The organism is Priestia sp. 10L35 (assembly GCF_056395685.1).
On record NZ_JBFTKA010000007.1, the window covers coordinates 154116 to 179762 of the forward strand.

Below are 25647 nucleotides of genomic sequence, written 5' to 3' on the forward strand. Positions count from 1 at the left end.
CTCCCTCATTTCCAAATCTGTTTGTTTCTATTACAATATATATAGAACCTTCAATAATTATATATACCAGAAGGTTAATTAATCAACTAGTTTAAATGTGCCAATTTCTTGAACTAGAAGGAGGGCCCTTATGAATACGAACCAGACACCGAAAAAAAAGCCTGGCAGACCTAAAATAACAACTGAAAATAATATAACAAGAGAGCAAATTTTAAAAACAGCTGCCCATCTCTTTATGGCATATGGATACGAAAAAGTTTCAATGGAGCAAGTGGCTGAAGCAAGCGATGTGACCAAGGCCAGCGTTTACTACTATTTTAAAAATAAGGCAACTTTGTTTACCGTTTCGGTATCAAGTATGTTCCAACGTATCACAAAACAGACAGAGAAATTATTACAAAACTCCAAAGGACTGAAACACAGATTATATGAGGTAACCTTGGATCATTTAAAAAGACCGCATATTGATTTTGAAACATTATTGCAAGAAGCGACTTCTTCGCTTACAGAAGGTCATATTCATGAAATTCGTGAAGCAGAGAAAGCGATACATGAGGCATTAGAGAACGTATTCAAGCAAGCTGCAAACAGCGGAGAAATCGTCGTAGCAAGTCCCAGATTGCTTGCGCATACATTTTCCACGGTAACAATGATTCGGAACAAGAAAGAATTAATTGCAGAATTAGGAGGCCCTGAAAAAACGGCTCAGGCTCTAGTAGATCTTTTTTGGGTAGGGATTAGTCCTAATTAATTTTCTTATTCCACTATAAAAACCGGCTGTAATATATTGGTTAATATGTTACAGCCGGTTTTTTTATTGTTCACAGGTACTTCTTGAGAAAAGGGGAAGGGCATAACAATAATAGGGTGACTTTCTAACCTATGTAAGTATGTTGACATAAACTATTTACTGACATACTGGAATTTGTATTTATGTTTATCTTAAGAGATGTTCAATTGTTGATTAGTGTTAAAAAAATGAAAATTTTATCTTTTAGAGTTTACTGCAGCATATATGGTTATTCTATTGTAAACAAAACCTTTAGCATAACAGCTTATATTTTGGAAAGGGGAGAAGCGGATGGAATCTATTTGGCTCGAATATGTATGGGCATTATTGATTCTAATCGGGTTAGAAGGATTATTATCAGCTGATAATGCTCTTGTACTAGCAGTTATAGCTAAACATTTACCCGAGGATCAGAAGAAAAGAGCGATTAATTACGGAATTCTTATGGCGTTTATTTTTCGATTTGGAGCTCTTTTTGTCATTTCATTTATCGCCAACGTTTGGTGGATACAGGCGATAGGAGCAGCTTATCTTCTGTATTTAGGTTTAAAGCATGTCATTAAGGCACGGTTTGGGAAAGACAATGAGAATATTCATAATGATGATGAAAAGGAGTCTGCTGGCAAAGGGTTCTGGCCGACGGTGGGCAAAATTGCGTTAGCCGACCTAGCTTTTGCCATTGATTCTATTTTAGCTGCGGTTGCTATAGCACTTGGACTTCCGGATTCACAGTTTGGAGAAATCGGTGGTATGGACGGAGGGCAGTTTGCAGTTGTAGTTCTTGGAGGGATTGCAGGTCTTATTTTAATCAAGTTTGCAGCGACCTGGTTTGTAAAACTCCTTGAAAAGCGACCTGCCCTAGAAACGACAGCATACGCCATTGTTGCCTGGGTAGGGGTGAAACTTGCTGTTATTACTTTTGCACATAAAGATATTGGTGTCTTAGATCCCCATTTTCCTCATAGCACCATCTGGACTCTAATTTTCTATGGAGTATTAGTTGGTATTGCTCTATTAGGTTGGTTTGCACCGGGCAATAAGTCATCAGAAAAATCATCGGCCTAGAAGGTAATCGAGTGTGATAATCACCCTGAATTCATCAATTAACCGTACTCTTTCCTTCCAAACGGATCCTCGCTTTAATATTTAAAAGCATGTTTAGATTTTATAGAAAAGTGAGTTATGTTGATTCAAGTGTAACCATCAAGTGCGTTAATCCAAGCTGGGTTAACGCACTTTTTAATTGAAATGGCTGCGCAAATGAACTTGGTTATTTTATTTATGATTTTTGTGCCTTTTGATAATCAGTAAAGCAGGAAATTAAGAAAATCCCAATAAAAAAACCAATAAAAAGACCGATAAGACTTTCTATTTGAACATCTTTTTCTCCAATTATTTGACCGTAAATTACCCTGAATATAACACCAACGAAAGAGAGAACAACAGCCTTGATGGTAATATGTAAAAAATTAATAAAATCACACCTTTTCACAAAATATAGTACCCGATTTTAAACGATTAAAAAGTTCTAGAAAGAAAGACTTACAATTTAAGGTTCATTTAAGGGTTACATATTACACCTAAAGGGATTTATTCTGCAATACAATAGAAGGTCAATTGCAAAAACAGGTGATTATTTTTGTTAGTTTTAGTATTCCTGTTTCTTTTTCTGGAATTTTTAAAAAATAACGAATACTTGTTTAAATGGAAATGATTTGGGAATATAATTCACAAGTCAAAAAAATGACAAGGAGGATGCAAACATGGCAAAGGGACTAGCTATGCACGAAACGCTAGAAGTTCATGAAATCTTAACGCTTAAAACATCATGTGTAACAAAAGGAACAGCGATGTTGGAATTGGTAGAGGATGAGGAATTAAAAAAGATTCTTGAAGAAGATGTTCAAACATCTACTGAAGCGATTAAAGAATTGAAAAAAATCTTAAAGAAAGCTCAATAAATAGGAGGGGTAGAAAAATGGCCACTAAGAGTACTCTTACTAAAACGTTAGATGATCTTGCTATTGCGACTGATTTATTATTATCAGCTAAGAATGGTGTACGAACATATGCGGTAGCGCTTACAGAAACGGCGACGCCCGAAGTTCGAAAGGTATTAAAAAAGCAATTAGATAAAGCCATCGAGCTTCATGAAAAGATTGCTCAATATATGATTGATAATGAAATGTATCACGCCTATGATGTAGAAGAACAAGTAAATCACGATTTAAAAAAGGCAGATAAAGCGTTAGATTTAGCGAAAGGTTAACTAAAATTCTCCCTCTGACAATAGAGGGGGAATTTTTTTAAGGTTACATAAAAAGTTCTCTTTTGATATTTCTACAAAGGAAAAGAAGTCTATATTTTATTCTCTTAGAAGTAGATAGTTTACCCCATTTTATACAATATTTAGATGATATTTTATAGTCTTTTATCCCATATCCGAATAAATTGGTTTTAATTGGCTGCTGAAGGATACACCTATTAGTAGAACGACATATTCTATAGGGATAGAGGAGGAGAAAATAGTGAAGGAAATTAAAGTAGCAGAAAATAGTGGTCAGGCAAATAAGTTTATTGAAGAGTTTTTTGCTAACGGGTTTCGTAAAAACGAAATTTATTTATTGACCTATAATAAAGAGCGCTCGGAATATTTAACAAATACAACAAATACAAAAGAATATCGAGCTTCTGAACAAGGAGTTTTTGAATCTGCAGTTAATAAGTTATTTTCTCGTGAAGATGAACTTCATTCTAAAATGGCCTCGTTAGGTTTAACCCAAGAAGAAGCTAAACAGTGTGTCGGTGAAATGAAACAAGAACGTATAATCATTATTGCAAAAAAGATGTGTAATGGTTATCCTTTGCAATAGCTTTCGAAGAAACTAAGTGATCGAGAAGTATTAGTAAATCATACTAGCATGTTGCTTTATATATAATATTTATTTTTCTGTACGAATGTTTTATAAATCGGAAAGATACTGAACGAAAAGTATATTACTTGAGTCGTTTACTACTCTCATAGGGAGGTGAAAGGGTAATGATTCAATTTTTTGGTATCCACATAGGGACGTTATACTTTCCTACAAGTATCCTTCTAATTACTTTATTAGTTTTAGTAGGTTTTATTATCTATTTTCTTAGTAGAAGAAAAAGAAATAGAGATCAAACGATTCATTCAAATGAGAATAGGGTAAAGGGCAAAAGAGGAAAAGATAAAACTCTGTAAATGATCTAAAAGAAGAATTAATATATTTCGTCATCAAAAAGAATTCTCGTTTGAAATGAAAAAAAAATCATCCTAATCCTACAGTTCCTGATACAGGCTTACACCATGATTTAACTCCTGAGAAAGTATGATTTAAATAAATGCAGAGAGGGCCCTTGAATTCATTTCTAAGGGCTGTTTTTATTTTTGTTCTGTAAAGGACAGACGACCTTTTAATCTTCTATTTTCTTACTATTTCTTATTTATAACTTCAAAAGAAACTTTATTATCATTTTTTAAGATCTTAAACAAGCAATTGAACCCTTGATAAATTTGAAATAGTAGTCTAACCTTCATATTAAGGAGTGAAAATTATGAATGAAAACATTTCGGTTATTGATTATCAGGAAGTCATTGAATATGCGTTAGATCCACTCATTATTCATTCAAATCATAAGATTATATATGTTAACCACGCAGCTGAACATTTTTTTAGAGGAAAAAGGGAAGATATCATAGGTGCCAGTCCTTTAGATATATTTCAAGAAACATCTAAAGCAGCAATAAGGAAAAGAATCCAATCTGCTTATGAACGTCCAGCAGAGCTTATTGAGGAAACCATATTTAGATTGGACGGGACAACTGTTAATGTTGAATTATATTGTCATCCCTTGCTGCTGGGAGATAAAAAAGTAATCCAAACCTATGTGAGAGATATTACGGTAAAAAAAGAGAGTGAAACAAGACAAAAAGAAATAATAAAGCAAATAAATGAACTGTCTACAACCCTTGTTCCTCTTTTAGAGGGAATCGCTGTACTTCCCTTAGTAGGATCCATAGATGAGGAAAGAGCAAACCAACTTTTAATGGCTGTTCCAGTAAAAGTGCAGACGCAAAATATAAATTGTTTAATTATAGATTTTTCCGGTATTTATACATTGAATTCAATTGTAACGGAGCATCTTTTTAAAATTAATAGCGTTATGTCACTACTTGGAGTGCAATGTATCTTAACAGGGTTAAGACCCGAATTATCTCGCTCTGCCGTACAGCTAGGTATTAATTTAGATTCTACCCCGACAATGGCTACTGTAAAAAATGCACTTCATTTTTTAGGAATTACTTCTAGTAAATAATCTGTAAAATGAAAATAACTAAAGCAATTTCTACGTTTTTAAAGATACATATGATATGAATCTTTAGATGGTACTACTTTCAGAGAAAGTTTCTAATTAAAGAAATAGTGGCATCGTCTTTACGATTTCGTGCTGTTTTAAATATTTTTAGATGGTTTTTTAAAATTAGATTTGTATCTTGTATACATTAGAAAAACAAAAGAAACTCCTGAACATATATCAGGAGTTTCTTTTGTTTAAAATAACATATTGTGCAATCGCACGTTTGTTAAATAAAAGATAGAAGAATCATTGAATCGCTTTCTTCAGTTTAAGATCTTGTATAAAGCTTCAGAAGCGTTATCTATATCATAATCGTTATAATTTAAGGTTTTTTGATCCGTAAGTGTAGTGATTTGAAAAATCTTAGATGTTTTACAATACGACAGTTCCAGTACTTGAGGAATGGTATGAGTAATAGCACTATCCTCATATTGAATAAGAGTATAAAGCGTTTTTTTTATTTCAAGTATATTCATAAAAGTACCTCTTTCCATTATAAGGAAACCAAGGGTACAAAGAGACCATATAATTTTAATTTATGTTCTTTCTCTATTGTAACATATGAACGTATAGAAAAATACCTGCCGAGAACAGACAGTATGGTAACTGCAATTGTAAATTCTATGCACTTCTAATTCTGCTAGCTGGTCAGTTAAAAAGGTGACCAGCTAGCAGAACATGTTCTTCTTATAATAGAATTACCTTGAATAGATTCAGTAATAAAAAAGAGTAGATTATTAACCTACTTTATTGCTTTATAAACAACTGGTGAGGAAAGTTTAATCAATGTAGATGGCTGCCCAAAAGCCATAGATTCATCAATGAATGTTTCAAGAGATTGAACGGAATTAGTTAAAACTTTTACTAAGTAGTTGTATTGACCTGCCAGACGATGACATTCGATAACTTCAGGGTGTTCTTTGCAATATTCTACAAATTGTCTGCAGTTTGTATTGCTGTATAAAATAAAAGCAGTTACAGGTTTGTTAAAATTTTCAGGATTAATTATTGCTCTATATCCATCTATTATATTTTTTTCTTCAAGTTTTTTTACTCTTTCATTAACAGCAGGGGTAGATAAACCAACCAACTTTCCCAACTGTGTAACGGACAAACGAGCATTCTCTTGTAGATGTAGTAATATATTTTTATCAATTTCATCCATAAAACATACCCCGCTTTAAATTATAAATTAAAATAATAGGTTTTCCGTCAATATTAAAGTTATTACTTAGTAATACAATAAGAAACATATGTAAAAATAGAAATTTATAGAATACAATTTGATTATATCAAAAGGAGGGATTTAATGGCTTTAGAAATGAGAAATACATGCGAAAAGTGCAATAAGAAACTCCATAATAGCTCTGTTGCTTATATCTGTACACATGAATGTACATTTTGTGATAAATGTAGTGAAAGCGAGATGTATATTTGTCCTAACTGTGGAGGAGAACTAGTTAAAAGACCAAGGGGTAAAGAACATTCGTTAAGTTGCTCACTGAGCTTATCGTAAATTTAGACACAACATTCTATAAATAGTGCAGTCAAAACAGCTATGGTCAATGGGGTGGGCATTCAACAGCGAACCGCAACAGGTTTAAGTACGGAACAAATTATAAAGCATCATTGTGGTGAAAGTCTACATGGTCATTGCAATGTTGGACACTTTTCAATTGTCAGAAATGCAGAAGAAGACTTGTTTCGTCCGACACATTATTCTTATAGGTAACTAATTGCACAAAGACAAATATTTTTGGAGTACTGAAAATCGAATTCAGTAATCAATTGATTTATAGATAAAACAAAAGGTAATAGCACATAACTAAAATAAAGCCCTAAAAGTGTCTAATCGACGATTGTTAGGGCTTTGTTTCTGCCAATCATTGGGGCTCAATCGGTTTTTATTAAGCAGGAAAGCCTCCTGTTGGCGGTGGCCATGCGCCGTTTAACCTTCTCATAATGACAATTTCACCTAGATGATAGCTGTTGTGAGAAGCAATATTACGCAGTAATCCCCCTGGGGTTTCACTTGGCCAAGCATCCAGAGGTTCTTCGATTGCTAATGTATCAGCTAAGTGACATGCTTCGTCAATTCCATTACAAAAATGCTGGATTGTCTTTTTCCATTCTTCCTCATCAACCGGAGCAGGGTGTTCAGGCCAGCTTTCACTTACACTTTTCGGTCTTTCAGGGTTTTCTCCTTTAGCAAGGGCAAGTAAAAAGTCTTGCCAATAGCTCATATGCTTCACTAATTGATAAATAGAATAAGGTAATTCCTCTTGTTTATGTGAAGCAAGCTCCATATTAATATCAGTTATTGCGTTAATCGTCGGAAGATGGCCTCTTTCACCTCGCAGTGATTTGATAAGCGCATCACGAAATGCTGTATTCGTTTGTGGCATGTTTTTTTCAGCCTTTCTTTTTCAAAGTATTAAGCTTGTAACAGTCTAACACAAATCAGTTTAATATATGTACTTCTGTGATTAACGACTTACTATAACAAAGCCACTAAAACAATTAGTATCAATCACGATTTTTTGTTTGTAAGTCACCTTTATATGAAGAAATATGGTTTAATATAAAATATATAGAAATAAGTAGAAAAAGGTACTCTTTATGGAAAGTGAAAAAGATTATGTGATTTTGAGAAAGACGATAACAACTCTTTCTACAAGCTTTATTTTAGCTTACCTTTTGACAATAACAGGTCTGATTCAACAGCTAACTGACGGAGAAGAACTATCGTATCATACTGGAAATGACATGGCAGGGTGGTTCCTTGTATATCTTTTTTATGTAGGGGCCGTTATTGCTGTATACGGAAATTTTGTCTCAGTTATACTGCACGCTATTCGAAAGAAATGGCTTCCCAACATGAGGTGGCTATTTGTCTTCTTCCACGGCATATTAGGCTTAATTAACGGTTTGTTTTTTCAAGATACATATTTGGCTTATTACGGGATGGCAGCTGCTATGTTATATGCATGTATAGATTGGTGGGTAGAAAGAAGAATTGACAGGGAAAAAAGTACAAAAGTATTGCTAATTATACCTCTTATTCTTTTACTTCTCAGTTGGAGTATATTAGAAGTGCTATCACCTAGCCTTCCGCCATTTACGAAAGAAGATGCCATAGAGTTTGCGACAAGTGGTGAAGGAACAGATATTGATTTATTTCCTGTTAAAGTTGGAACATGGAAAGGAACTTTTGGAGGGTATCAAATCGAAAGAAAAACTCGTGCTAAAAAATTAAATAAAGAGTTTTATCTAGTGACGTTTGAAGAAAACTGGACTAAAGGTAAACAAAAAGGACGCTATGTAATGTCTTATAAAGTAGATCGCAGCAGTGTCTCAGGGGATGGCGGAAGTGGCACAACACCTCCTTATTATGAAAAGGTATTAGAACAATAAAATAGTAAAAATTAAGTTTATGAATAAAGGAGCTTTGATCTATGTCTAAGATTTCTCTAGCAGAGGCTGTGAAATTGAAAAGTGTATTATCAAAACGAATACATGAATTAGAAGAAGAGATGGACCGAGTTGCATTTGTAGAGATTGAAAAAGGGGAGAAGATTCCTTCTCAGGCTCGATCACTATCTGATGTTGAACAGGATTTAGAGGACATTCGAAAGGATTTGCGTCTACTTGATAAATTAATGTATCAAGCCAATATTCAAAATAATATTACTTATAATGAACACAAACTAACAATTGTAGAAGCGATTGAATATGCCACTCAATTACGTGCTAAAGCAAGAAAATATAAGGAGTTTGGTTCATCATCTAAAGAAGAATATCCTTACTATGGAGAAGGGGTATCCATTATTAAAGTGGCTACATTTGATCCTGAAGAATATCGTCTAAGAGGGCTAGAGGTTGAAAAGAAAGCAAATAGATTATCAAATTTAATTAACGCTAAAAACTATCAAATAGAGTTAGAGTTTGATGGAGATAAATATTTTTAACCCTTGAAGAGGTGAGACTCCCTTCAAGGCATAGAAGGAGAATGTTTAGTGTACTCAAAGTACTATTGTGATGGCAAGTGATAAAACCAATAATCCAATGACCCATTACACTGTTACTATTTACCAATAACCAACTATAGCAATGGACGGTCGATGACCAATGCCTCCTTGTTTTTAACTCCTTCTATGGTGCCCTTACTTGTAAGTTAAGTAAGGGCCTTATTTATCTTATTTTTATTAGAAAGCTTTCAGTATAATAACACCTGTAATAATAAGAGTAACCGAGATAATCTTTCTTTTGTTTTTTGATTCCTTAAATATATAAATACCTAACAGCGTTGTACTAACAATCGTCAGCCCTGCCCATATAGCAAAAACAATTCCCATTTCAAAATAGTGCGTCGTTAGAGAAATAAAATAAATACAAGCAATGAAGAGTAGAAATGCGCCTATCGTGGGAACAGTTTGTCTAAAGCCTTTAGATAGTTTTACACACATTTGGCCTGCAATGCCTAAAACTAAGCCCATCGTTAAAAATACGTATCCCATTACGCTGTCCTTCTTTCTTTAGAGCTCCCTTTAATGTTAAGAGAAACTGCACCGATTATAATAAGAGAAACTCCTAAAATTTTAGATAAAGAAATAGTTTCATCAAAAAAGATAATACCTGTGACAACAACAAGTACGGTTGCTCCTCCTGCATACAAAGCACTTGCTACTCCTACTTCACCTTTGGCGTTAAGTAGCATATAAGCAGCAATTGAAGAACAATAAAATAGTATGGCGAGAACAGTAGGAACAAAGTTTGTGAATCCATTTGTAAGATTAAGAAAAAATACTGCGATTACCTCCAAGATGATGGCAAGAAACAATAGTAAATAAAACAATTAGATCTCTTCCTTTCAGTCGCCTCATTTTAAGAACTTTACGTAATTGCTACTAAATAATTGCAGTAGCACTCGGATGTCATTATTTTATCTAGAGCTTGATATCTTGTAAAATAATGATAAATGATTATAGACATCACTATTATTAATACCTAAATGAATGTAAGTGGAAAGGAGGATGTTTATGGAAGTAGAAGATATACGCATATTTATGGCTGTAGCAGAATACGGCAGTGTAAGCCTTGCCGCTGATAAGCTAGGTTATGTCCAACCCAATGTAACAGCACGTATTCGGTCTCTTGAACGAAAAATTGGACACCCATTGTTTCATCGTCACAGACGAGGAATGACATTAAATGTAGAAGGTCGAAAACTTTTAACATATGGAGAACAAATGATGCGGCTGATGGATGAAATACAGAAAGCATTTCAAGATGAGCGTAACCTTGTTGGATCATTATGTATTGGATTAGTTGAAACGGTAGTAGGGTTTCCTGAAATCATTTCTTCCTATCATAATAAGCACAAAAATGTGGATATTTCTCTAGTATCAGGAGTAAGTACACAATTAATAGAGAAAGTTCTTAAGTTTCAGTTAGACGGGGCATTTGTAGCAGAACCAGTAAATGTGTCAACGCTTGATCAAATTCCAGCTTTTGATGAAGAAATTGTACTTGTATGCAGTGCAAATGAAAAAAGGAAGAGGCAGATTCAGTCTGCCAAAGAGTTACTGCACTTACCATTCATTTTATTTAATGAAGGCTGCCAATATAGAGAAAGACTACAGCAGTGGTTAAAAGACGAACAAATAGTATCACCAAAAATCATGGAATTTGCTACACTTGAGACGATTATGGAGACAGTAGTTTCTGGTCTTGGTGTGACACTTATAGCCCGGTCATTAGCGGAAAGATATGAGCGGGAAGGGTTAGTACAACTCTTTTCAATACCTGAACCTTACAGAAACCTCAGGATTGTGTACGTTCGTCGCTCCGACTCCTATCTAGGAGTAACTGAGGGTGAATTTATAAAGACAATCAGCGAAGTAAGAGAAGGGAAAAATCAGAGAACGAATTGAATCTTTTATAAAAGATATAAACGAACACACGATTGTAGAAAGAGTTGACTCGGACGAAGTAGGAGGGCTAAAGATCTTTTTATCTCAAGGTTATTTATTGGAGGTATTTCCAGATACGTCAGAAGACGATGAATATAGTGAGTTCTGGAGACTTTTCAACCGGAAGGAAGACACCCCTCACTTTGTTGTCACAGGAAATGGTGTTAAAAACGAGTAATCCTATAATTAAAGAAACGAAAAAAGCACAAACCCGTTGGAACCAAACGTTTTTGTGCTTTTTTCTTATTTTATAATTGAGTTACATATAATCATAAGCGGAATCATCAAAATAGAGCCAGTGATAATATTCAACCTGCGGATCTGTCATCTTCGAAACTTCTTCTTCATTGAATTTTTGATACTCAACTAATTTCTGCACTTTAGAATTTCTTTCCACTTGGCTCATTTTAAATCCTCCTTATAGTTTGAGAAGTAACCATGTATTTAAATATAGAAAGCGTTTTCTTTTTCTTGCTTTTATTATATATCTCAATATGAGATTAAAACAATATCAATTATAGATGATTTTTCAAAAAACAATATAGAAATGGTATCATGGCGTCGGATGGGGACAACAAGGCTTCTGCAATCGAAATTAAATAATGGGTGATTTCCAATGGCAAGGCTAAAAATTTTTTGTTAGTATCGTTGCTTAATCCCTAAAAAACATTGTGATAACTAGCTCTATAAATTAGAAATAAAGCTAGCTGTGTTAAGCTAGCTTTATATTTTTTATGCTGTTTTCCAGAGCCGTAAATTTTCAACTGTCGTTCACTTTGTTATAAAAACTCTTTAACATTTTCATCATGTTACGTCCTGAAGTTCTTGACATTTGATTATTATCTTCATCATCATGAGTACTCAGGTACCAGCTTCCTTTGTTATCTTCATTTAATCTATATACCTTATTGGTTCTACTATCTGTATAAAAGTTTCCATCCTTAAGTCTCACACAATCCCCCCTCTACCAAGTGTCTATCCTGTATTATGCCCAAGATATCAATTTTATGAAAAATTTCATATACACAAAAACAGCAGGTTTCTTAATGCGGTTATTATTTTGTAAGTAATCTATAGAGGTGCAAAAATGGTGAAAGTCCATTAAATTTATGTACTGCTAGTAAACCTTAAATTAGTTCTTATTATGATACCTATATTTTCATTTTAAAATTTTATCTATTTTTCTGTATTTGCTATCTTCGGTTCTGTGTGTTACGCTTAGGTTAATTATTTTTGTTCGGTGTAGGATTGAGAGAAGAGAAATCTCTTCCATAGAAATTTTCATCTTAAGATAGTATGGTTGGACAAGGGTAGTAATACAAGTGTGGAGTATTCCACACCAGGAGGCACTATTATGGAACAAGGTACAGTAAAATGGTTTAATGCAGACAAAGGCTTCGGTTTTATCGAAATTGAAGGCGGAGACGATGTATTCGTACATTTCAGCTCTATTCAAGGTGAAGGCTTTAAATCATTAGAAGAAGGTCAAAAAGTAACGTTTGACATCGAACAAGGTCAACGTGGAGCACAAGCTGCTAACGTTCATAAAGTAGCATAATTAAAATGAGTAAAAAAGACTCCACCTAGGAGTCTTTTTTTTACTTTTGGTTTCACTAGCTAGCAAAAGACATATTATATCTGATCTTAAAATCCCGTTATAATAGAAAAACCAGCGTTTTAAGTCTGGTTTCTGGGTCATACGAAGGGTACAAGGTATGAACTAGTTAACCATACACTAGAAATATAAAGCAAATATGGCATGTTTGTTTGGTAAGAAGTTTACTTTCAGTTAAAGAAGTGCCGTAAGTTTTTTATAGATTTATACAACAGACGGACATGAATTATTTTTGATGGGGATTAGGAGACGCATCTAAAAGCCGTTCTCCTGTTCTCATTTTATGGCCACATAAAGGACACTTTTGATGTTTTTGATAAGAGAAATTTTTTCTCATCCAACCATTACATTCTTCTGATTCACATTCCCAAATCTCTATTTGTTCTTTAGGTAAGGGCTCTTGATTTTTCTTCCTATGGTTATAATACATAACTACATCATCCCTCCTCCTAAATAGTATACCTTTTAAAAAAGAAATAGTGAGAACCATATCTTTCTAAATTAAACCACACTTTATAGATCCTATAAAAATTTATAAATACACGGAAGCGCGGATAAAATAAGGCATGAATTCGCCTTGTATAGATACGCTAAAATAAGATGTTTGTGAATAATAACTCTGATTTCCAATACGCAGAAATGAATAAATAATATCTCTCGTTAAAGAGTACTTTTCTCATTTCTGAATTTAAGTAAGAGAAGGAGCACGAAAAAATGAAAAAATTTTCTGATTTTAATTTAAGCAAGGCCATTGAAAAGGCAGTTCATAACTTGGGTTTTGAAGAGGCTACGCCGATTCAGGCTGAATCCATTCCGATAGCTATGACGGGTAAAGATCTAATTGGACAAGCTCAAACCGGTACTGGAAAGACAACAGCTTTTGGCATTCCCCTTATAGAGCGGGTTGAGCTTAGTGAAGAAGGGATTCAGGGAATAGTCTTAGCACCGACACGCGAACTGGCTATTCAAGTAGCAGAGGAGTTAAACCGAATTGGGCAGGTAAAAGGAGTTAAAACGCTGCCCATTTATGGAGGTCAGGATATTAATCGTCAGATCAAAGCCCTTAAAAACAGACCGCATATTATTTCAGCAACCCCAGGACGCCTTAAGGACCATATGAAAAGAAGAACCATTCGTTTAAATCATATTCGTACAGCTGTTCTGGATGAAGCAGATGAGATGTTAAATATGGGCTTTATTGAAGATATCCAAACGATTCTTGGTGGAATCTCTTCTCCCCATCAAACTTTACTATTTTCAGCAACCATGTCGAAGCAAGTACAAAGTCTAGCCCAGAAATTTATGAACGATCCTGAACTCGTAAAAGTAAAAGCGAAGGAGTTAACGGTAAAGAACATCGAGCAGCAATATATGGAAATTCCAGAGAATCGAAAATTTGATGTTCTTTGTAATCTCGTAGATCTTCAATCACCAGACCTTGCTATTGTGTTTGGACGCACAAAAAAACGTGTGGATGAACTTGCTGAAGGGCTAAAAAAGCGTGGATATGCAGCAGAAGGCATTCATGGAGATCTGACGCAATCCAAACGTGCCGATGTAATTCGTCAATTCAAGAATCATACGATTGAGATTATGGTTGCAACCGACGTTGCAGCAAGAGGACTTGATATTACAGGTGTTAGCCATGTCTACAATTTTGATATTCCTCAGGACCCTGAAAGCTATGTTCATCGTATTGGCCGAACAGGACGGGCAGGTACTAAGGGATTGGCAGTTACCTTTATAACTCCAAGAGAACGTAATCACTTAAAAGTAATCGAAGATGTCACGAAAACCAAAATGTCTAGACAATCAGCTCCTACTTCTAGTGAGGTAATGGCAGGGCATCAGGAAGCAATCATTCACCAGGTTTTGACCGCTATCGACAAGGGGGAGTTTGTGGAATATAAGCCACTGGCGGAAAAGTTATTAGAAGAAGTGGATTCTGTTTCTTTACTGTCAGCCACTTTAAAGCTTTTAACAAAAGAATCAAATATGACCTCTGTCCAATTGTCTGAAGTGGCACCACTTCGTAATAAAAAGGCAAAAACAGAACGTAAGAGAAATAGAGGGAGAAAAGAAACAGTAGGCCGTAAAAAAACATATAGAAAATAATCCCTGATTATTTTTGATGCGAGAAAGGATAATGGCTATGAGTGAGAAAATATTTAGTAATGGAGAAGTAGTAACTATAAGAGTATCGAATGAATTAGTGACAATCTTAAAAAGTCATTATGTAAAAAATATGAAAAGATACTCTTATACAGTCGATAAATACCCAAGTACCTTTTTCTTTGAAGAAGAATTAAAAAAACACGAACTATAATTATTGATGAATAAGTTTTGATATAAAAATCTTTTTAAGTAAAAACAGACTCTGAAAATAGAGTCTGTTTTTTAGTATGGTTTCTTATGCTTTATTTACGTTTGTCGCTTGTGGTCCGCGTTGCCCCTGTTCGATATCAAAAGTCACTTCTTGACCTTCATCCAAGGATTTAAAGCCTTCACCTTGAATAGCTGAGAAGTGAACAAATACATCTTCTCCACCTTCACGCTCGATAAATCCAAAACCTTTGTCAGCATTAAACCATTTCACTTTACCTTGTTCCATTTTTTCTTGCCTCCTAAAATATAGAAAATAAACCAGATTATCATTAAATCTAGCTTATTTATTATATTATCCCAATAGAGACATCTTAAACTTAAATTAATGTGATCTTTCTAACTTTCTTTATCATTACTCACTTCATTAAAAAAGGTGATTGGGGGATGACGATCTACATCATCATGAGGTTCTCGTGCAAAAACTTTAAAATATTTATAAGTGATCTTTTACACACGGAAATGATAGAAGTGAAAAATTAGCCAATGCCCATGCAATCGTTATAGGCATTGTATTCATAAATATGAACCTAAATTAGGTGAGAGAGCATTATGAGACCCGTCTATCCAAAAGAAAGGGAAGTTCACTCAAAATTTTTAAAAAATAGTGGTGTAAAAATAGATTCTATTAGATAAAAATCTATGTACCTTTTTCATATAAATACAACCTTCGCACGAGCATCCCTAAACTTGTTTACAAATAAAAAATGACGCCGTTGGAGGCGCCATTTTTTATAGAACAGAGAAGGACACACCCTATGCACGGGCGGTACTCTTAACACATCGTCTTGATTTGATAATACCCAGTGTTTAAATTTAATAAACCTTTTTTTGGTATGATGATTTATGGAGAATATCTACATGTACCTTTTTAGTGAACATAAGGTTTTCTGGAGGCATCAATCAAAAGAGTTCTTACAAGTACAGTTTTTCATGAAGAAATTTCAAATAATCTCAAGCGTTCTACTGGAGATTATTTATTAAATTTCTCTGGAAACTGCTTCACAACTCCCGCAGATATAGTATCTGCCATTAAGATGATATGTGAGACTCCCTCATCAATTGCAACGATTCTTGCTTCCCAATCTTTTTCTAAGCTTGCAGATAAATCATTTGTCACTAATTTTAGATGCATATACAGTAATTTTTTCAAATCTTCATTTTTCAAATAAGGGTTAGCCTGGCTAAGGAACGCTGCTATATCATCAGCATTTCTATACCATTCTTTGTTTAATTGATTCACCAAGGCTTTCTTTCCCGTTTTAGCTGCATCTACAATCTTGCCAGCAATCACAATATGTTCCTTGAGCAAATCCGTAAGTTTATTCCCAGCTTTCTCTCCGTATATCGGCTTCACAGCATTCCCGATATCTTCTTGATTTTTTAATAACCTTGCCAACACCTGTTTTTGGTCTTCTGATCCTGCTGTTGTTGCACTTGTAATATAATTGCTTGTCCACAATACATGATCCATCCAAAGACTTCTGAATTCATTTTCAAACTTTACCTGAGATTGACTAACACGATGTTCTTGTGTTTGAGCACGAGTACTACTTGGGTCAACCAGCATGTTTAGCGAAAATAACAAAATAAGTCCCATCCCTAACAATTTTTTCATAAAAGCTGCTCCTTCCAATTTAAATGATCCGTCTTATTATTTGTATATGGCATTTTTCACATTCCTCAAAATGTTATTTTCTAATAATAATTCTTTATAGAGTACTACCACACTCCCAATCAGCTCACACGGATGAAGGGTTACAGAGGATACCTTTCTATAAGGTGATAGTAGAGAATTCGAAATTTTAGGCTCTTGTATTTATACATTCATAAATATTATTGCTTGTCTCATATGTTTATATAAAACTCTAGAAGAAAAAGAGGTGAAAAATGTGAAGCATATGCTAATGGTATGTAATCAGCATGTGAAGAAGGGACTTATTGGTCTTAACCCCCCCCATGTAAAGAAGATTCCCTACTCTACATGTACCTGTTCTTTTTGTGAGAGAAGGGCTAAAATCAAAATCTTTTATTCCATTCCTTAAAAATATAGTAAAACCAATTTTTATGTGAGCTTAAGCATGTCCAGACATAAAACAGAATAACTTAGAATGAAACTAATTTACAATTATAGGAGGATTAATAATGACTAATGCATTTGTTGCACAATCCTTAGATGAAATTCGTTTTTGGTCAAGGATTATGAAGGAACACTCATTGTTTCTTCGATTAGGTTTTAGATGTGAGGATACACAATTAATACAGGAAGCGAATCAATTTTATCGTTTGTTTGAAGATATTGAACAACGCTCTCATTCATTTATTAATCAAACAGATCCGGAGCAAATGAGAAGATTTAATTCGGAAGTCCAACAAGCAGCCACAGGTATATTTGCATTTAAGAGAAAAATTTTAGGTTTAATCTTAACCTGTCAACTACCGGGCTCAAATAACTTTCCTCTTTTGGTTGATCATACTAGTAGAGAAGCCAACTATTTTAGAAAACGATTAATTGAATTAAACGAAGGGAAATTGAAGCCGCTAGCTGATGCAATTATAAAGGAAAATGTCTTCTTTTTAAGAATTATGGCTGATCATGCCCAATTTATAGGCCATCTTCTTGATCCATCAGAAAGAAAACTTGTAGATATGGCGAGAAACTTCAGTCACGATTTTGATCAATTAGTTTTTCAAGCAAGAGATTTAGAGTCTATGAAGCCTCAATCTCAAACGGTACCTCTTTTGGATCAATTTCTTGATCAGAATCGTGTTTCCGTGGCTTCCCTTAGAGACTTTAAAAAAACAGCAAGAGATTTAATTGAGGAATGTAGAATTAAAAGTATTATTCATCCTCTTTTAGCTGATCATGTTTTTCGAGAGGCTGAAAGGTTCCTTCATATTATCGATATGTTTGAAAAGAATCTTCAAACACAAAAATAATACATTGATGTTTCCTCTTTACAAATCTTAATGACTTAATTTAAAAGGCTTCAGCTTTTGAGGGAGCCTTTTTTTGTTCACTAACAAAGAAACAGTCATTGAGGTTTAATTTCATTCCAATTTTTTTGACTCATCCAATTATTTATACATTCTCTAAAAAATGTATTTAACATAAGAACCTAATGGCAACACTATAAACAATAGTTAGTGAATAGGATTTCCTTGCATATATTTGGGATTTTTGCGAGTTAAAACTAAAAAAATGAGATAAAGATTAATGAGCTATTCCTTTCACATAAGCTTGTCACAATACTATCTAAAGAGAGGTCGAACAATATGAAAGTGACCGACACACTTGTTCAATGTTTAGAAAATGAGGGAGTTGAATATATTTTCGCAATACCTGGTAAAGAGACATTGGATTTTGTTGATTCTTTATCCAACTCTAAACAGATTCAATTCGTGAATGTGAGGCATGAGCAAGGAGCTGCTTTTATGGCAGATGTATACGGAAGGTTAACAAACAAAGTAGGGGTATGCTTATCAACATTAGGCCCTGGAGCTACTAATTTATTGACAGGTATATCTAGCGCAAAGCTAGACCATTCCCCTGTTGTTGCTTTAACAGGACAAGCTGCTTTGGGAAGGCAGCATAAAGATTCGCATCAGTATATGGACATTATCAAAATGGTGGAACCGGCAACGAAGTGGGGTGTTCAGATAAAAGATGCACAAACGCTTCCTGAGATTATTCGAAAAGCATTTAAAATTGCACAAATGGAAAAGCCAGGACCCGTAGTAGTAGAATTGCCAGAAGACTTAGCAACTCAAATCGTTCCCATTAAACCTATTTTACCTACATCTATACCCGTAAGCATACCTATATTGGAGTCCATTCAGGCTGCCAATACTCTTATTAAGCAGTATAAGAAACCTTTTGTTATTATCGGTAACGGCGCTGTTAGACAGGGAGCCGTGGATGAGCTTCAACCATTTATTGAACGCCTTCAATCACCGGTTACCCATAGTTATATGGCTAAAGGTGTATTGTCTAAAGATCATCCACAAAACTTCTTTACGTTTGGATTTAATGAAAAAGATGAAGTGCTCGCAGGCTTAAAGGAAGCTGATCTACTTATTGTAATTGGGTTTGATTTTGTCGAAAGGTTACCCAAAGAATGGAACACGGAAAAAACACCAATTTTACATATAGATACTTTACCGGCAGAAGTAGATGAATATTACCCTATAGAGGTCGAATTGGTTGGAGATATAAAGCAAACTTTACGAGTATTCAATCAGCTTGATATTCCTTCTAAACCATGGATTCCCTCTGGTAATCTCCAGGAACAAATTAAGCAATCTTATCACATTGAAGAGAAAGAGATAGATAGCAATTTGCTGCCTTTGACAATCGAGAATATCTTGCATATTATTGACAAGCTCTCTTCAGAGAAAACAATTGTGATTTCAGATGTGGGAGCTCATAAAGTATCTATAGCCCGAACTTATCAACCTAAAAACCCTAACAGGCTCATTATATCAAATGGTCTAGCTTCCATGGGTATTGCTCTACCAGGCTCAATTGGAGCTAAACTAGCCTGCCCTAATGATCCAGCTATTTGTATTACTGGAGATGGAGGAGCTTTAATGAATTTTGCTGAAATAGAGACGGCAAAGCGCTTAGGGCTTTCATTCATCATTATTGTTTTAAACGACTCTACATTAAAAATAGAGCAGGAAATGATGAACAAAAAGTTTGGTAAGAGCTATGGAGTAACTTTTACAAACCCAGATTTTGTTCAACTGGCAAAAAGCTTTGGAATTAAAGGGGAACAGGCAAATAGTTTAGTTGAATTTGAAAATATAATGAAAAGAGCCTTACAAAGTTTAGATGAGATTGTCCTAATTGACGTTCTTCTAAAAAGCTGATTGGGATTTCTCCATTATTTTAACGAGTTATCTCTGTTAAGGGATTAATTTGTAGATTCACTAGGAAATAAAGGTTTTTAATTTTTTAAAATAAGCTAAGCTGAGTTCAACCCAAATCCAACTATAAAGGAAAGTAAATACAAAAATTAAACCAGTAGTAGAAAGAGAAAAATTTTTAGAAATCACGGGACCTAGTACTGGGAATTTGAAACCGTACAATAGGGTAATAATCCCAACAGTTAATAGGGTGGCCCCACTTATAATAATGTACAATCTCTTTTTAAAAAAGTAAAAAGCAGCTCCTATGCCCATTCCCAATATTCCTGTGGTAAAAGGAAAAATAATAAGTTCACTTGGCTGGGTAATCAGAAGAAGCAGATTCGTTAGTATATAGGTAATAAATCCTAAAGGGAGCGAAAGTGTAAAACAAAAAAGAATGGGTGCAGTAGAGAATGGACTAATAAAAATTCCTATTCCTGGTAAGAAACCTCCTGCTGATTGAAAAAAGGCTGCTAAGCTGGCGAAAAGAGCGCCTGATACAAGCTGCTTAGTTTTAGATAGTCTATTAAAAAAAAGCCGCGCAGAGTTTACTTCATTTGAAAGAGACTTTAAAAAGTACATGAATTTCACCTCGGTTAACTGTTTTTACATTGTAAGAGATTTAGATCATTGCCTGATATGTCAACTCTTACATGTAATATATAAAGAAATTAAGAGGGAGGACTAATAAGTCGCATTTACTTTTACAGGAATAGGTCATATCCGTTAAGATAAATTTCTTTATCTTTCTAAAGGTATGTACTGTAGCCCATAAAATGAATCTTTTATGGGCTTTATTGATTAAAGGCTTTTTTATTTTCTAGAAAGTTCATTTGCTCATTCTTACAAAATAGCTGGTGAAAAAATTAAGCTATAATTTTTGGGAGAAAATCAATACCCAGTCGAATTTTATAAATATAAATCATGGAACAATTTCAAAAACAGTACCTTGATTAAAGTCAGACACTTTCATAGAGCCATAAACTCCTAAATAAAGCCTGGTTTGATCCAGGTTCGTTCCCAAACTAACGTAGTAAGCTGATTGGGAACCAAAATTATAATCAATTTCCACAACACTAAAATCATTTAGCTTACAATATGTACCTGCCTTGGTATAAGCTAAAACTCCTCTAACTGGGGATTGAGATTCTTTAACCTGTGCAATATCCGTAAAAATAACGCTTCCTGTTAAGCTAGGGATTTTATTCCCCATATATGGCTGAACTCCTGTAAGGGAGGTCCCTCCAAATTTATTGGGGCGGGGATCTTTGTGAAAATAACTAGTTAAAGGCTGAAGACGTCTCACTGAAGTTTTTACCGCTTCATTGTAATAAGCAATTATTTTCTCATCCAAGGCCGGATTTTCAGAACACCTTTTTATAAACGAAGTTGGAAAATCTCCTTCCCATCCCCGCCAGCCAAGGTTAATAAATCCTTCTTGACTGGGTTTAGCTCTCATTAAAGAAGCTTGAACAAGTTGAGGAACAGGTATTGGCTTATAATGAACAAATGAAAAAATCGACTCTACCACGTCTTGTCCAACATTTCCCACATATTTGATGTACTGATTATAAAATTTTTGAAATGAAATGCCCGTTATATTGCGAACACCCTTAGCAATGAGCGTAAGAGTTTCCTGAATAGGTGAGGGGAGTTCACTAAAACGTGTGACTACGGGTGGATTATGGATAAATGTATTCTTACCTACATCAATTTCAATTATTTTCCCGTAAATTTCCATATCATCCTGACTTAAGTTAAAGGGGTCATAGCCTGATCCACCATCTCCGATTGTTAAGATAAGTTTTCCAGTTTCAGGTGAAAAGTTTAAGCTGTTGACACCATTATGATTAAAAAATGGTCTTCTTAAGTTAAGTAACGTCCGTCTTTTTTGAGGCTGAGCATTTGGTTGGAAAACCCATTCTTCCACTGTATCAATATGATCATAGTTAGTTTCTCTATTTATCCACCTTAAGTTTGAAGTTTTAGGATCACACGGGTTAGGCCTATAATGTTCGGAAAGTGCACCTGGGCCTTGTGTTCCAGCTACTGAGTAATGAAGATAAAACAGACCGTTATAATAAAATTCTGGATGAAACGCTAGCCCTAGCAATCCTCGTTCATCATATCCTCCGCGAGAAACACCTGGTTCAGACGTACCTAATTTTATGATTCGTGAGCGAATATCTAAAAAAGTCTGTATAGCTTCGTCTCTTATGTAAAAGATCTCTCCTACTTGGGCTGCAATAAATAAGCTTTCAAATGAGTCACCAGGAAGTATAGCTGTTTTCAACACGGTAGGTAAATTTATCTTACTAACAATAGGCCGTAAACTAACCTTAGCTTTTATCAACTAACTTGACACTCCTTTTTATTGTTTTCTTTTATAAGAATATGATTGTAACTGTTCTATTAGTATCAATACTATTTTATAAAGTTAGGTAATTTAACTAAGAGACCTAATTGAGAGGCTCTTTTTATAAAAATTATCCATTCCTAATTACGCCTGCTATTTTCTTCTCTTAGCACTCACGCTTCTCTCAACGTTCATAACTATTTGTGCTTTCCAGAAATTGAAATTAAGGAAAAATAATACTTCATTCACAAAAAAATAGTGATATTATTTTATGAATTGGAAAAGAATATGGCTTATGAAAGGAGTGAATGCAAATGTCTATGAAAAAGTGGTTAATGGGATTAGTCGTTTTGTGTGCGATGGTTATCGGTGTGATGACTTCAGGATCACTCGGCGTTTTGGCCGAATCCGACGTGGTAAGACAGAAAGCCATAGAGGTTCAGTTGAACGATGATTACTTTAATCCAGAAACCATCACTATCCCGAGTGGAAAAACGACAACATTGATATTGAAAAATGAAGGTCAGAAAGAGCATACCTTCACAGTAGAAAAACTCGGAATTGACGCTGAAGTCCAGCCTGGAAAAGAAAAAACCATTACCGTGAAACCACAAAACCCCGGTACATATGAACTGATATGTAGGTATCATTTTAATAGTGGAATGGTGGGGAAAGTGATAGTCAAATAACAAGCAGGGCCAATCGGTCTCTGCTTTTTGAAGTGAATATAACATACTTTCTTAATTAACATAATGAATTTTAAAGGTATAAATAAATCGTTCACAATTTCAAAAAAGTAATAAATATTTATTTCAAATATATACTAAATGAAGAAAAAGCACGGGAAAGTATAGAATAAAAACAGTATTTATATCCAGGTTATTAAAAAATGTATCCTTAATGAGCAATGAGAATGAGCATTGTTTAATTAAAAGGAGGAATTTTATATGGGCGATAATCAATCAAATAATTTAGAACAGGTATCAGAGAACAATACAGATGAAACCAAATTAGATGATCTTGAGAAAGAGTTTGTAACAAAGCCTGCTAAGTCTTCTGATCCTTATCCGCATAAATATTATACTGGAGATACTTCTATGGTTTCTAATGCTGTGCCACGAAACGATAAAGAATAAAAGTTTCTTATATATTAATATATAAGAGAAACTTTAGAGCATTTAAGCTTAAGCTCTGTATTTTTTCAAAACCAAAATACATCTCATAAAAAACAGTTATGTTTCATTTATTATTTTAAATTTAAAGTAATCGCTTTCATTTTTTGCTTTCTCGAAATCATTTGATAGGTTATAATAAATATCTACAAAAATATTAAATGATATGTAAGTAACAAGCAATTACACCCTTAATATTAAAAAAAAAGAAAAACTCCTTTAACGCACTAGGGGAGTTTTTCTTTTTTAATATCCAATATCTTCTATTCAAACTCGTCAAAAAAGAAGTGTTCACTATTTTGAAGCCCGTTAACTATTCTACTTAATATATGAGTAGGCTACGAAATGTTTACATACTTGTAAATGGGGGATTTACCATATAAGAACATTAATACTTAATTGGAAGGAGAATGAAAAATGAACAATAATACTGAAACCGTTGAAAATAAAGTAGAGGATAAACTAAATGAAATGAGTCAAGAGAAGAAAGACAACATCCTTTCTAGTTTTAACGAATTTAAAAGTTACTTAGGAGATAAAGTCACAAAAGGTGAGAAACTAGGGTTAAATGATAATCAATTAGCTCTAGCAGCTAAAAAAACAGCTGATTATCTCGCAACGCATGAGGAGCCACAAAATGAAGAGCAATACTTGTTACATGAGTTATGGAAAGTTGGAAATGAGGAAGAACAACATCATCTTGCTCATATGCTTGTTAAATTAGTTAAAGAATAATCTAAATCACTTATAGATTGCTATCTGCCATTATTTATTAGGGATTCAAGTGTATTCAATTAACGTAGCAAAGAGCCACTTGCGTAAAGCAATTGGCTCTTTATATTCGTTATGTGTTAGGTAATATCTTTGCAGAAGTAAGAATAAGCCAAGATTGAAATATGGTATCTACAACCCCTTTATTGACAACTTATTAAAAATGTATAACTAAAGAAATAAAGATCAGTTATTCTCTTCTCTCTTTATTCATTTTCTTTAGAATCTTCCTGGTAATGTTCATTTAAGTATAGGTTCTCTGTCGTAGCAAAATTAACAGATTGAAGGCTAGTTTCAGGATCCATTCCATAATAGCCTTTTAGTTCCTCATTTTCTAGCTCGCCACTTCTGAATTGTGGTTCTTTTTTCTCTTTCATGCTGCACCTCTTTTTTCTTATAAATAAAGCTTAGAGAAATATGGTATCAGTTATTCGGTTCTATTTGAAGATGGAAGAAAAGAATGTTAAAATTCCACATTCTTCCTTTCTGACTTTTTATTTTTCTTCTAAATCAAGGACTGGAACCATACGGTCTTCATCATGTGTTCCTCTCGCATGAACGGTAGCCATACTTGATGTTTCATCTACACTTTTAATCCAAATAGGAACTCCGTGGTAATGAACATCAATTTCCTTGGGTGAAGAAAGAATTTGCTTAGCTCGATTTATTTCCATAGTATCACCTCATTTTTTAGTATGTCCCTGCGATACATCAATTAAAAGATAAAGCTATATTTCCCCAACAATAATTTGACTACATGCTATAACTCATTCCCTCAAAAATGAATCTACGCTCTAATCTAACAAACCATCCATTATAGGAGGTTTGCAGTTGTCAATAAAAGAGCCAATATATTTATTCCGAAAATCTTCATATTTTCCCATCATTTAAGTCAAAGTAAATATATTATTTGTCAAAAACAAGGTTTTCAACAACAAACCTGTATAAACAAAGTGGGTGATAAAAGGAATTTTACCCCAATATAATATGTTAAAAGAGGACATAATACATAAGCCATAATTGAGAATATCTAAAGCAGACAATTTAAAGATCTACACCTTTTTATACAAACAAACGTAAATAAAAAAGCAGTAAATTCCAAAAAAAGTAGGAAATATCTATTTACACAAAGAAGATATAGCATTAATTCTATATATTAAGCAATAATTAAGTTTATATCATACATATAAATAAGGATTAGCTTATTTTATTAGAAAGTTACTTTCACAAACGGGATAACAATATTGAAAATAAAGTTTTTAATATTACATTGACAAGAATGCCAATCCTGC

At 34.0% G+C, this 25647-nt stretch carries 31 protein-coding genes; 17 read left to right on the forward strand and 14 right to left on the reverse strand.

The window, feature by feature from the left end; genetic code table 11:
- The first annotated feature begins 130 nt into the window (after positions 1-130).
- Together AC1DEF_RS22930 and AC1DEF_RS22935 are read left to right on the forward strand one after the other, a co-directional pair.
- Positions 131-751: a TetR/AcrR family transcriptional regulator gene (locus AC1DEF_RS22930; protein ID WP_043980773.1), complete on the forward strand. Its 621-nt coding sequence runs from the start codon at positions 131-133 to the stop codon at positions 749-751.
- Positions 752-1081: 330 nt separating this feature from the next.
- Positions 1082-1855 (forward strand): TerC family protein, encoded by a 774-nt coding sequence (locus AC1DEF_RS22935; RefSeq protein ID WP_097823787.1) that lies wholly within the window; start codon positions 1082-1084, stop codon positions 1853-1855.
- Positions 1856-2069: 214 nt separating this feature from the next.
- Here the strand turns inward: AC1DEF_RS22935 and AC1DEF_RS22940 are convergent, their stop codons facing one another.
- Complete coding sequence (locus AC1DEF_RS22940) at positions 2070-2282, reverse strand: hypothetical protein (RefSeq protein WP_141425873.1); 213 nt, start codon at positions 2280-2282, stop codon at positions 2070-2072.
- Between the two features lie 271 nt (positions 2283-2553).
- On the opposite strand from AC1DEF_RS22940, the gene AC1DEF_RS22945 reads away from it, so the two are divergent.
- The 4 genes from AC1DEF_RS22945 (at position 2554) to AC1DEF_RS22960 (ending at position 5134) form a co-directional block, all read left to right on the forward strand.
- The gene (locus AC1DEF_RS22945) at positions 2554-2751 is read left to right on the forward strand and encodes a hypothetical protein (RefSeq protein ID WP_016766364.1); all 198 of its coding nucleotides are present in this window, start codon (positions 2554-2556) and stop codon (positions 2749-2751) included.
- Positions 2752-2768: 17 nt separating this feature from the next.
- Positions 2769-3059: a spore coat protein gene (locus AC1DEF_RS22950; protein ID WP_013056394.1), complete on the forward strand. Its 291-nt coding sequence runs from the start codon at positions 2769-2771 to the stop codon at positions 3057-3059.
- A gap of 259 nt (positions 3060-3318) precedes the next feature.
- Positions 3319-3663 (forward strand): YflT domain-containing protein, encoded by a 345-nt coding sequence (locus AC1DEF_RS22955; protein ID WP_097823786.1) that lies wholly within the window; start codon positions 3319-3321, stop codon positions 3661-3663.
- Between the two features lie 709 nt (positions 3664-4372).
- Positions 4373-5134 carry a PAS domain S-box protein gene (locus AC1DEF_RS22960; protein ID WP_097823785.1) on the forward strand — a complete coding sequence of 254 codons (762 nt, stop codon included), beginning with the start codon at positions 4373-4375 and terminating at the stop codon, positions 5132-5134.
- A gap of 305 nt (positions 5135-5439) precedes the next feature.
- On the opposite strand, the gene AC1DEF_RS22965 is transcribed toward AC1DEF_RS22960, so the two are convergent.
- Positions 5440-5652: a hypothetical protein gene (locus AC1DEF_RS22965; protein WP_016766369.1), complete on the reverse strand. Its 213-nt coding sequence runs from the start codon at positions 5650-5652 to the stop codon at positions 5440-5442.
- Between the two features lie 266 nt (positions 5653-5918).
- Complete coding sequence (locus AC1DEF_RS22970) at positions 5919-6341, reverse strand: Lrp/AsnC family transcriptional regulator (RefSeq protein WP_016766370.1); 423 nt, start codon at positions 6339-6341, stop codon at positions 5919-5921.
- A 144-nt stretch (positions 6342-6485) separates the two neighbouring features.
- Here AC1DEF_RS22970 and AC1DEF_RS22975 point away from each other — a divergent pair, with 144 nt between their 5' ends.
- A complete protein-coding gene (locus tag AC1DEF_RS22975) occupies positions 6486-6692 on the forward strand; it encodes a DUF1272 domain-containing protein (protein ID WP_080781682.1) in 207 nt (68 codons plus the stop codon).
- Between the two features lie 391 nt (positions 6693-7083).
- Here AC1DEF_RS22975 and AC1DEF_RS22980 read toward each other — a convergent pair whose 3' ends face one another.
- Entirely contained in the window at positions 7084-7581 is a 498-nt protein-coding gene (locus tag AC1DEF_RS22980) for a DinB family protein (protein WP_097823784.1), read from the reverse strand.
- Positions 7582-7795: 214 nt separating this feature from the next.
- Here AC1DEF_RS22980 and AC1DEF_RS22985 point away from each other — a divergent pair, with 214 nt between their 5' ends.
- A complete protein-coding gene (locus AC1DEF_RS22985) occupies positions 7796-8590 on the forward strand; it encodes a hypothetical protein (RefSeq protein WP_097823783.1) in 795 nt (264 codons plus the stop codon).
- 41 nt (positions 8591-8631) lie between these two features.
- The gene (locus tag AC1DEF_RS22990) at positions 8632-9144 is read left to right on the forward strand and encodes a DIP1984 family protein (protein WP_097823782.1); all 513 of its coding nucleotides are present in this window, start codon (positions 8632-8634) and stop codon (positions 9142-9144) included.
- A gap of 237 nt (positions 9145-9381) precedes the next feature.
- Here AC1DEF_RS22990 and AC1DEF_RS22995 read toward each other — a convergent pair whose 3' ends face one another.
- Together AC1DEF_RS22995 and AC1DEF_RS23000 are read right to left on the reverse strand one after the other, a co-directional pair.
- Positions 9382-9693 (reverse strand): DMT family transporter, encoded by a 312-nt coding sequence (locus tag AC1DEF_RS22995; RefSeq protein ID WP_047932960.1) that lies wholly within the window; start codon positions 9691-9693, stop codon positions 9382-9384.
- Positions 9693-10031 carry a DMT family transporter gene (locus AC1DEF_RS23000; RefSeq protein ID WP_016766376.1) on the reverse strand — a complete coding sequence of 113 codons (339 nt, stop codon included), beginning with the start codon at positions 10029-10031 and terminating at the stop codon, positions 9693-9695. Before AC1DEF_RS23000 ends, AC1DEF_RS22995 begins: the two co-directional genes overlap by 1 nt.
- A 184-nt stretch (positions 10032-10215) precedes the next feature.
- On the opposite strand from AC1DEF_RS23000, the gene AC1DEF_RS23005 reads away from it, so the two are divergent.
- Positions 10216-11109 carry a LysR family transcriptional regulator gene (locus AC1DEF_RS23005; RefSeq protein ID WP_097823781.1) on the forward strand — a complete coding sequence of 298 codons (894 nt, stop codon included), beginning with the start codon at positions 10216-10218 and terminating at the stop codon, positions 11107-11109.
- Positions 11110-11407: 298 nt separating this feature from the next.
- Here the strand turns inward: AC1DEF_RS23005 and AC1DEF_RS23010 are convergent, their stop codons facing one another.
- The gene (locus AC1DEF_RS23010; protein ID WP_013056404.1) at positions 11408-11554 is read right to left on the reverse strand and encodes a BH0509 family protein; all 147 of its coding nucleotides are present in this window, start codon (positions 11552-11554) and stop codon (positions 11408-11410) included.
- 948 nt (positions 11555-12502) lie between these two features.
- On the opposite strand from AC1DEF_RS23010, the gene AC1DEF_RS23015 reads away from it, so the two are divergent.
- On the forward strand, positions 12503-12706 hold the full coding sequence (locus AC1DEF_RS23015; protein WP_013056405.1) for a cold-shock protein: 204 nt from the start codon (positions 12503-12505) through the stop codon (positions 12704-12706).
- A gap of 283 nt (positions 12707-12989) precedes the next feature.
- Here the strand turns inward: AC1DEF_RS23015 and AC1DEF_RS23020 are convergent, their stop codons facing one another.
- The gene (locus AC1DEF_RS23020) at positions 12990-13193 is read right to left on the reverse strand and encodes a cold-shock protein (RefSeq protein WP_043981801.1); all 204 of its coding nucleotides are present in this window, start codon (positions 13191-13193) and stop codon (positions 12990-12992) included.
- Positions 13194-13477: 284 nt separating this feature from the next.
- Here AC1DEF_RS23020 and cshA point away from each other — a divergent pair, with 284 nt between their 5' ends.
- Positions 13478-14878 (forward strand): degradosome RNA helicase CshA, encoded by a 1401-nt coding sequence (gene cshA, locus AC1DEF_RS23025; protein ID WP_097823780.1) that lies wholly within the window; start codon positions 13478-13480, stop codon positions 14876-14878.
- A gap of 295 nt (positions 14879-15173) precedes the next feature.
- On the opposite strand, the gene AC1DEF_RS23030 is transcribed toward cshA, so the two are convergent.
- A complete protein-coding gene (locus tag AC1DEF_RS23030; protein ID WP_097823779.1) occupies positions 15174-15374 on the reverse strand; it encodes a cold-shock protein in 201 nt (66 codons plus the stop codon).
- A gap of 744 nt (positions 15375-16118) precedes the next feature.
- Positions 16119-16763, reverse strand: coding sequence for a glycosyltransferase (locus tag AC1DEF_RS23035; RefSeq protein WP_097823778.1), 645 nt, complete (start codon positions 16761-16763; stop codon positions 16119-16121).
- A gap of 527 nt (positions 16764-17290) precedes the next feature.
- Between AC1DEF_RS23035 and AC1DEF_RS23040 the strand changes: the two genes are divergently transcribed.
- Positions 17291-18085 (forward strand): DUF2935 domain-containing protein, encoded by a 795-nt coding sequence (locus AC1DEF_RS23040; RefSeq protein ID WP_097823777.1) that lies wholly within the window; start codon positions 17291-17293, stop codon positions 18083-18085.
- A gap of 336 nt (positions 18086-18421) precedes the next feature.
- Positions 18422-20017: an acetolactate synthase large subunit gene (locus tag AC1DEF_RS23045; RefSeq protein ID WP_063671193.1), complete on the forward strand. Its 1596-nt coding sequence runs from the start codon at positions 18422-18424 to the stop codon at positions 20015-20017.
- Between the two features lie 60 nt (positions 20018-20077).
- On the opposite strand, the gene AC1DEF_RS23050 is transcribed toward AC1DEF_RS23045, so the two are convergent.
- Together AC1DEF_RS23050 and AC1DEF_RS23055 are read right to left on the reverse strand one after the other, a co-directional pair.
- On the reverse strand, positions 20078-20638 hold the full coding sequence (locus tag AC1DEF_RS23050; RefSeq protein WP_057274718.1) for a hypothetical protein: 561 nt from the start codon (positions 20636-20638) through the stop codon (positions 20078-20080).
- 340 nt (positions 20639-20978) lie between these two features.
- A complete protein-coding gene (locus tag AC1DEF_RS23055; protein ID WP_097823776.1) occupies positions 20979-22409 on the reverse strand; it encodes a PQQ-dependent sugar dehydrogenase in 1431 nt (476 codons plus the stop codon).
- 317 nt (positions 22410-22726) lie between these two features.
- Here AC1DEF_RS23055 and AC1DEF_RS23060 point away from each other — a divergent pair, with 317 nt between their 5' ends.
- The 3 genes from AC1DEF_RS23060 (at position 22727) to AC1DEF_RS23070 (ending at position 24319) form a co-directional block, all read left to right on the forward strand.
- Positions 22727-23101, forward strand: a complete 375-nt coding sequence (locus AC1DEF_RS23060; protein WP_013056415.1) for a cupredoxin domain-containing protein — start codon at positions 22727-22729, stop codon at positions 23099-23101.
- Positions 23102-23359: 258 nt separating this feature from the next.
- Entirely contained in the window at positions 23360-23548 is a 189-nt protein-coding gene (locus tag AC1DEF_RS23065; RefSeq protein WP_013056416.1) for a hypothetical protein, read from the forward strand.
- Between the two features lie 453 nt (positions 23549-24001).
- Entirely contained in the window at positions 24002-24319 is a 318-nt protein-coding gene (locus AC1DEF_RS23070; protein WP_053487096.1) for a DUF3243 domain-containing protein, read from the forward strand.
- Between the two features lie 242 nt (positions 24320-24561).
- On the opposite strand, the gene AC1DEF_RS23075 is transcribed toward AC1DEF_RS23070, so the two are convergent.
- Both AC1DEF_RS23075 and AC1DEF_RS23080 read right to left on the reverse strand, forming a co-directional pair.
- A complete protein-coding gene (locus AC1DEF_RS23075; protein WP_176521245.1) occupies positions 24562-24732 on the reverse strand; it encodes a hypothetical protein in 171 nt (56 codons plus the stop codon).
- Between the two features lie 117 nt (positions 24733-24849).
- Positions 24850-25029 (reverse strand): H-type small acid-soluble spore protein, encoded by a 180-nt coding sequence (locus AC1DEF_RS23080; protein WP_013056420.1) that lies wholly within the window; start codon positions 25027-25029, stop codon positions 24850-24852.
- Between the last annotated feature and the right edge of the window lie 618 nt (positions 25030-25647).

Bases quoted from the DNA above. Each gene is read 5' to 3' on its own strand.
- AC1DEF_RS22930 (WP_043980773.1), top strand. From the start codon at position 131: ATGAATACGAACCAGACACCGAAAAAAAAGCCTGGCAGACCTAAAATA.
- AC1DEF_RS22935 (WP_097823787.1), top strand. From the start codon at position 1,082: ATGGAATCTATTTGGCTCGAATATGTATGGGCATTATTGATTCTAATC.
- AC1DEF_RS22945 (WP_016766364.1), top strand. From the start codon at position 2,554: ATGGCAAAGGGACTAGCTATGCACGAAACGCTAGAAGTTCATGAAATC.
- AC1DEF_RS22950 (WP_013056394.1), top strand. From the start codon at position 2,769: ATGGCCACTAAGAGTACTCTTACTAAAACGTTAGATGATCTTGCTATT.
- AC1DEF_RS22960 (WP_097823785.1), top strand. From the start codon at position 4,373: ATGAATGAAAACATTTCGGTTATTGATTATCAGGAAGTCATTGAATAT.
- AC1DEF_RS22965 (WP_016766369.1), bottom strand. From the start codon at position 5,652: ATGAATATACTTGAAATAAAAAAAACGCTTTATACTCTTATTCAATAT.
- AC1DEF_RS22970 (WP_016766370.1), bottom strand. From the start codon at position 6,341: ATGGATGAAATTGATAAAAATATATTACTACATCTACAAGAGAATGCT.
- AC1DEF_RS22975 (WP_080781682.1), top strand. From the start codon at position 6,486: ATGGCTTTAGAAATGAGAAATACATGCGAAAAGTGCAATAAGAAACTC.
- AC1DEF_RS22980 (WP_097823784.1), bottom strand. From the start codon at position 7,581: ATGCCACAAACGAATACAGCATTTCGTGATGCGCTTATCAAATCACTG.
- AC1DEF_RS22985 (WP_097823783.1), top strand. From the start codon at position 7,796: ATGGAAAGTGAAAAAGATTATGTGATTTTGAGAAAGACGATAACAACT.
- AC1DEF_RS22990 (WP_097823782.1), top strand. From the start codon at position 8,632: ATGTCTAAGATTTCTCTAGCAGAGGCTGTGAAATTGAAAAGTGTATTA.
- AC1DEF_RS22995 (WP_047932960.1), bottom strand. From the start codon at position 9,693: ATGGGATACGTATTTTTAACGATGGGCTTAGTTTTAGGCATTGCAGGC.
- AC1DEF_RS23005 (WP_097823781.1), top strand. From the start codon at position 10,216: ATGGAAGTAGAAGATATACGCATATTTATGGCTGTAGCAGAATACGGC.
- AC1DEF_RS23010 (WP_013056404.1), bottom strand. From the start codon at position 11,554: ATGAGCCAAGTGGAAAGAAATTCTAAAGTGCAGAAATTAGTTGAGTAT.
- AC1DEF_RS23015 (WP_013056405.1), top strand. From the start codon at position 12,503: ATGGAACAAGGTACAGTAAAATGGTTTAATGCAGACAAAGGCTTCGGT.
- AC1DEF_RS23020 (WP_043981801.1), bottom strand. From the start codon at position 13,193: ATGTATTATAACCATAGGAAGAAAAATCAAGAGCCCTTACCTAAAGAA.
- cshA (WP_097823780.1), top strand. From the start codon at position 13,478: ATGAAAAAATTTTCTGATTTTAATTTAAGCAAGGCCATTGAAAAGGCA.
- AC1DEF_RS23030 (WP_097823779.1), bottom strand. From the start codon at position 15,374: ATGGAACAAGGTAAAGTGAAATGGTTTAATGCTGACAAAGGTTTTGGA.
- AC1DEF_RS23035 (WP_097823778.1), bottom strand. From the start codon at position 16,763: ATGAAAAAATTGTTAGGGATGGGACTTATTTTGTTATTTTCGCTAAAC.
- AC1DEF_RS23040 (WP_097823777.1), top strand. From the start codon at position 17,291: ATGACTAATGCATTTGTTGCACAATCCTTAGATGAAATTCGTTTTTGG.
- AC1DEF_RS23045 (WP_063671193.1), top strand. From the start codon at position 18,422: ATGAAAGTGACCGACACACTTGTTCAATGTTTAGAAAATGAGGGAGTT.
- AC1DEF_RS23050 (WP_057274718.1), bottom strand. From the start codon at position 20,638: ATGTACTTTTTAAAGTCTCTTTCAAATGAAGTAAACTCTGCGCGGCTT.
- AC1DEF_RS23060 (WP_013056415.1), top strand. From the start codon at position 22,727: ATGTCTATGAAAAAGTGGTTAATGGGATTAGTCGTTTTGTGTGCGATG.
- AC1DEF_RS23065 (WP_013056416.1), top strand. From the start codon at position 23,360: ATGGGCGATAATCAATCAAATAATTTAGAACAGGTATCAGAGAACAAT.
- AC1DEF_RS23070 (WP_053487096.1), top strand. From the start codon at position 24,002: ATGAACAATAATACTGAAACCGTTGAAAATAAAGTAGAGGATAAACTA.
- AC1DEF_RS23075 (WP_176521245.1), bottom strand. From the start codon at position 24,732: ATGAAAGAGAAAAAAGAACCACAATTCAGAAGTGGCGAGCTAGAAAAT.
- AC1DEF_RS23080 (WP_013056420.1), bottom strand. From the start codon at position 25,029: ATGGAAATAAATCGAGCTAAGCAAATTCTTTCTTCACCCAAGGAAATT.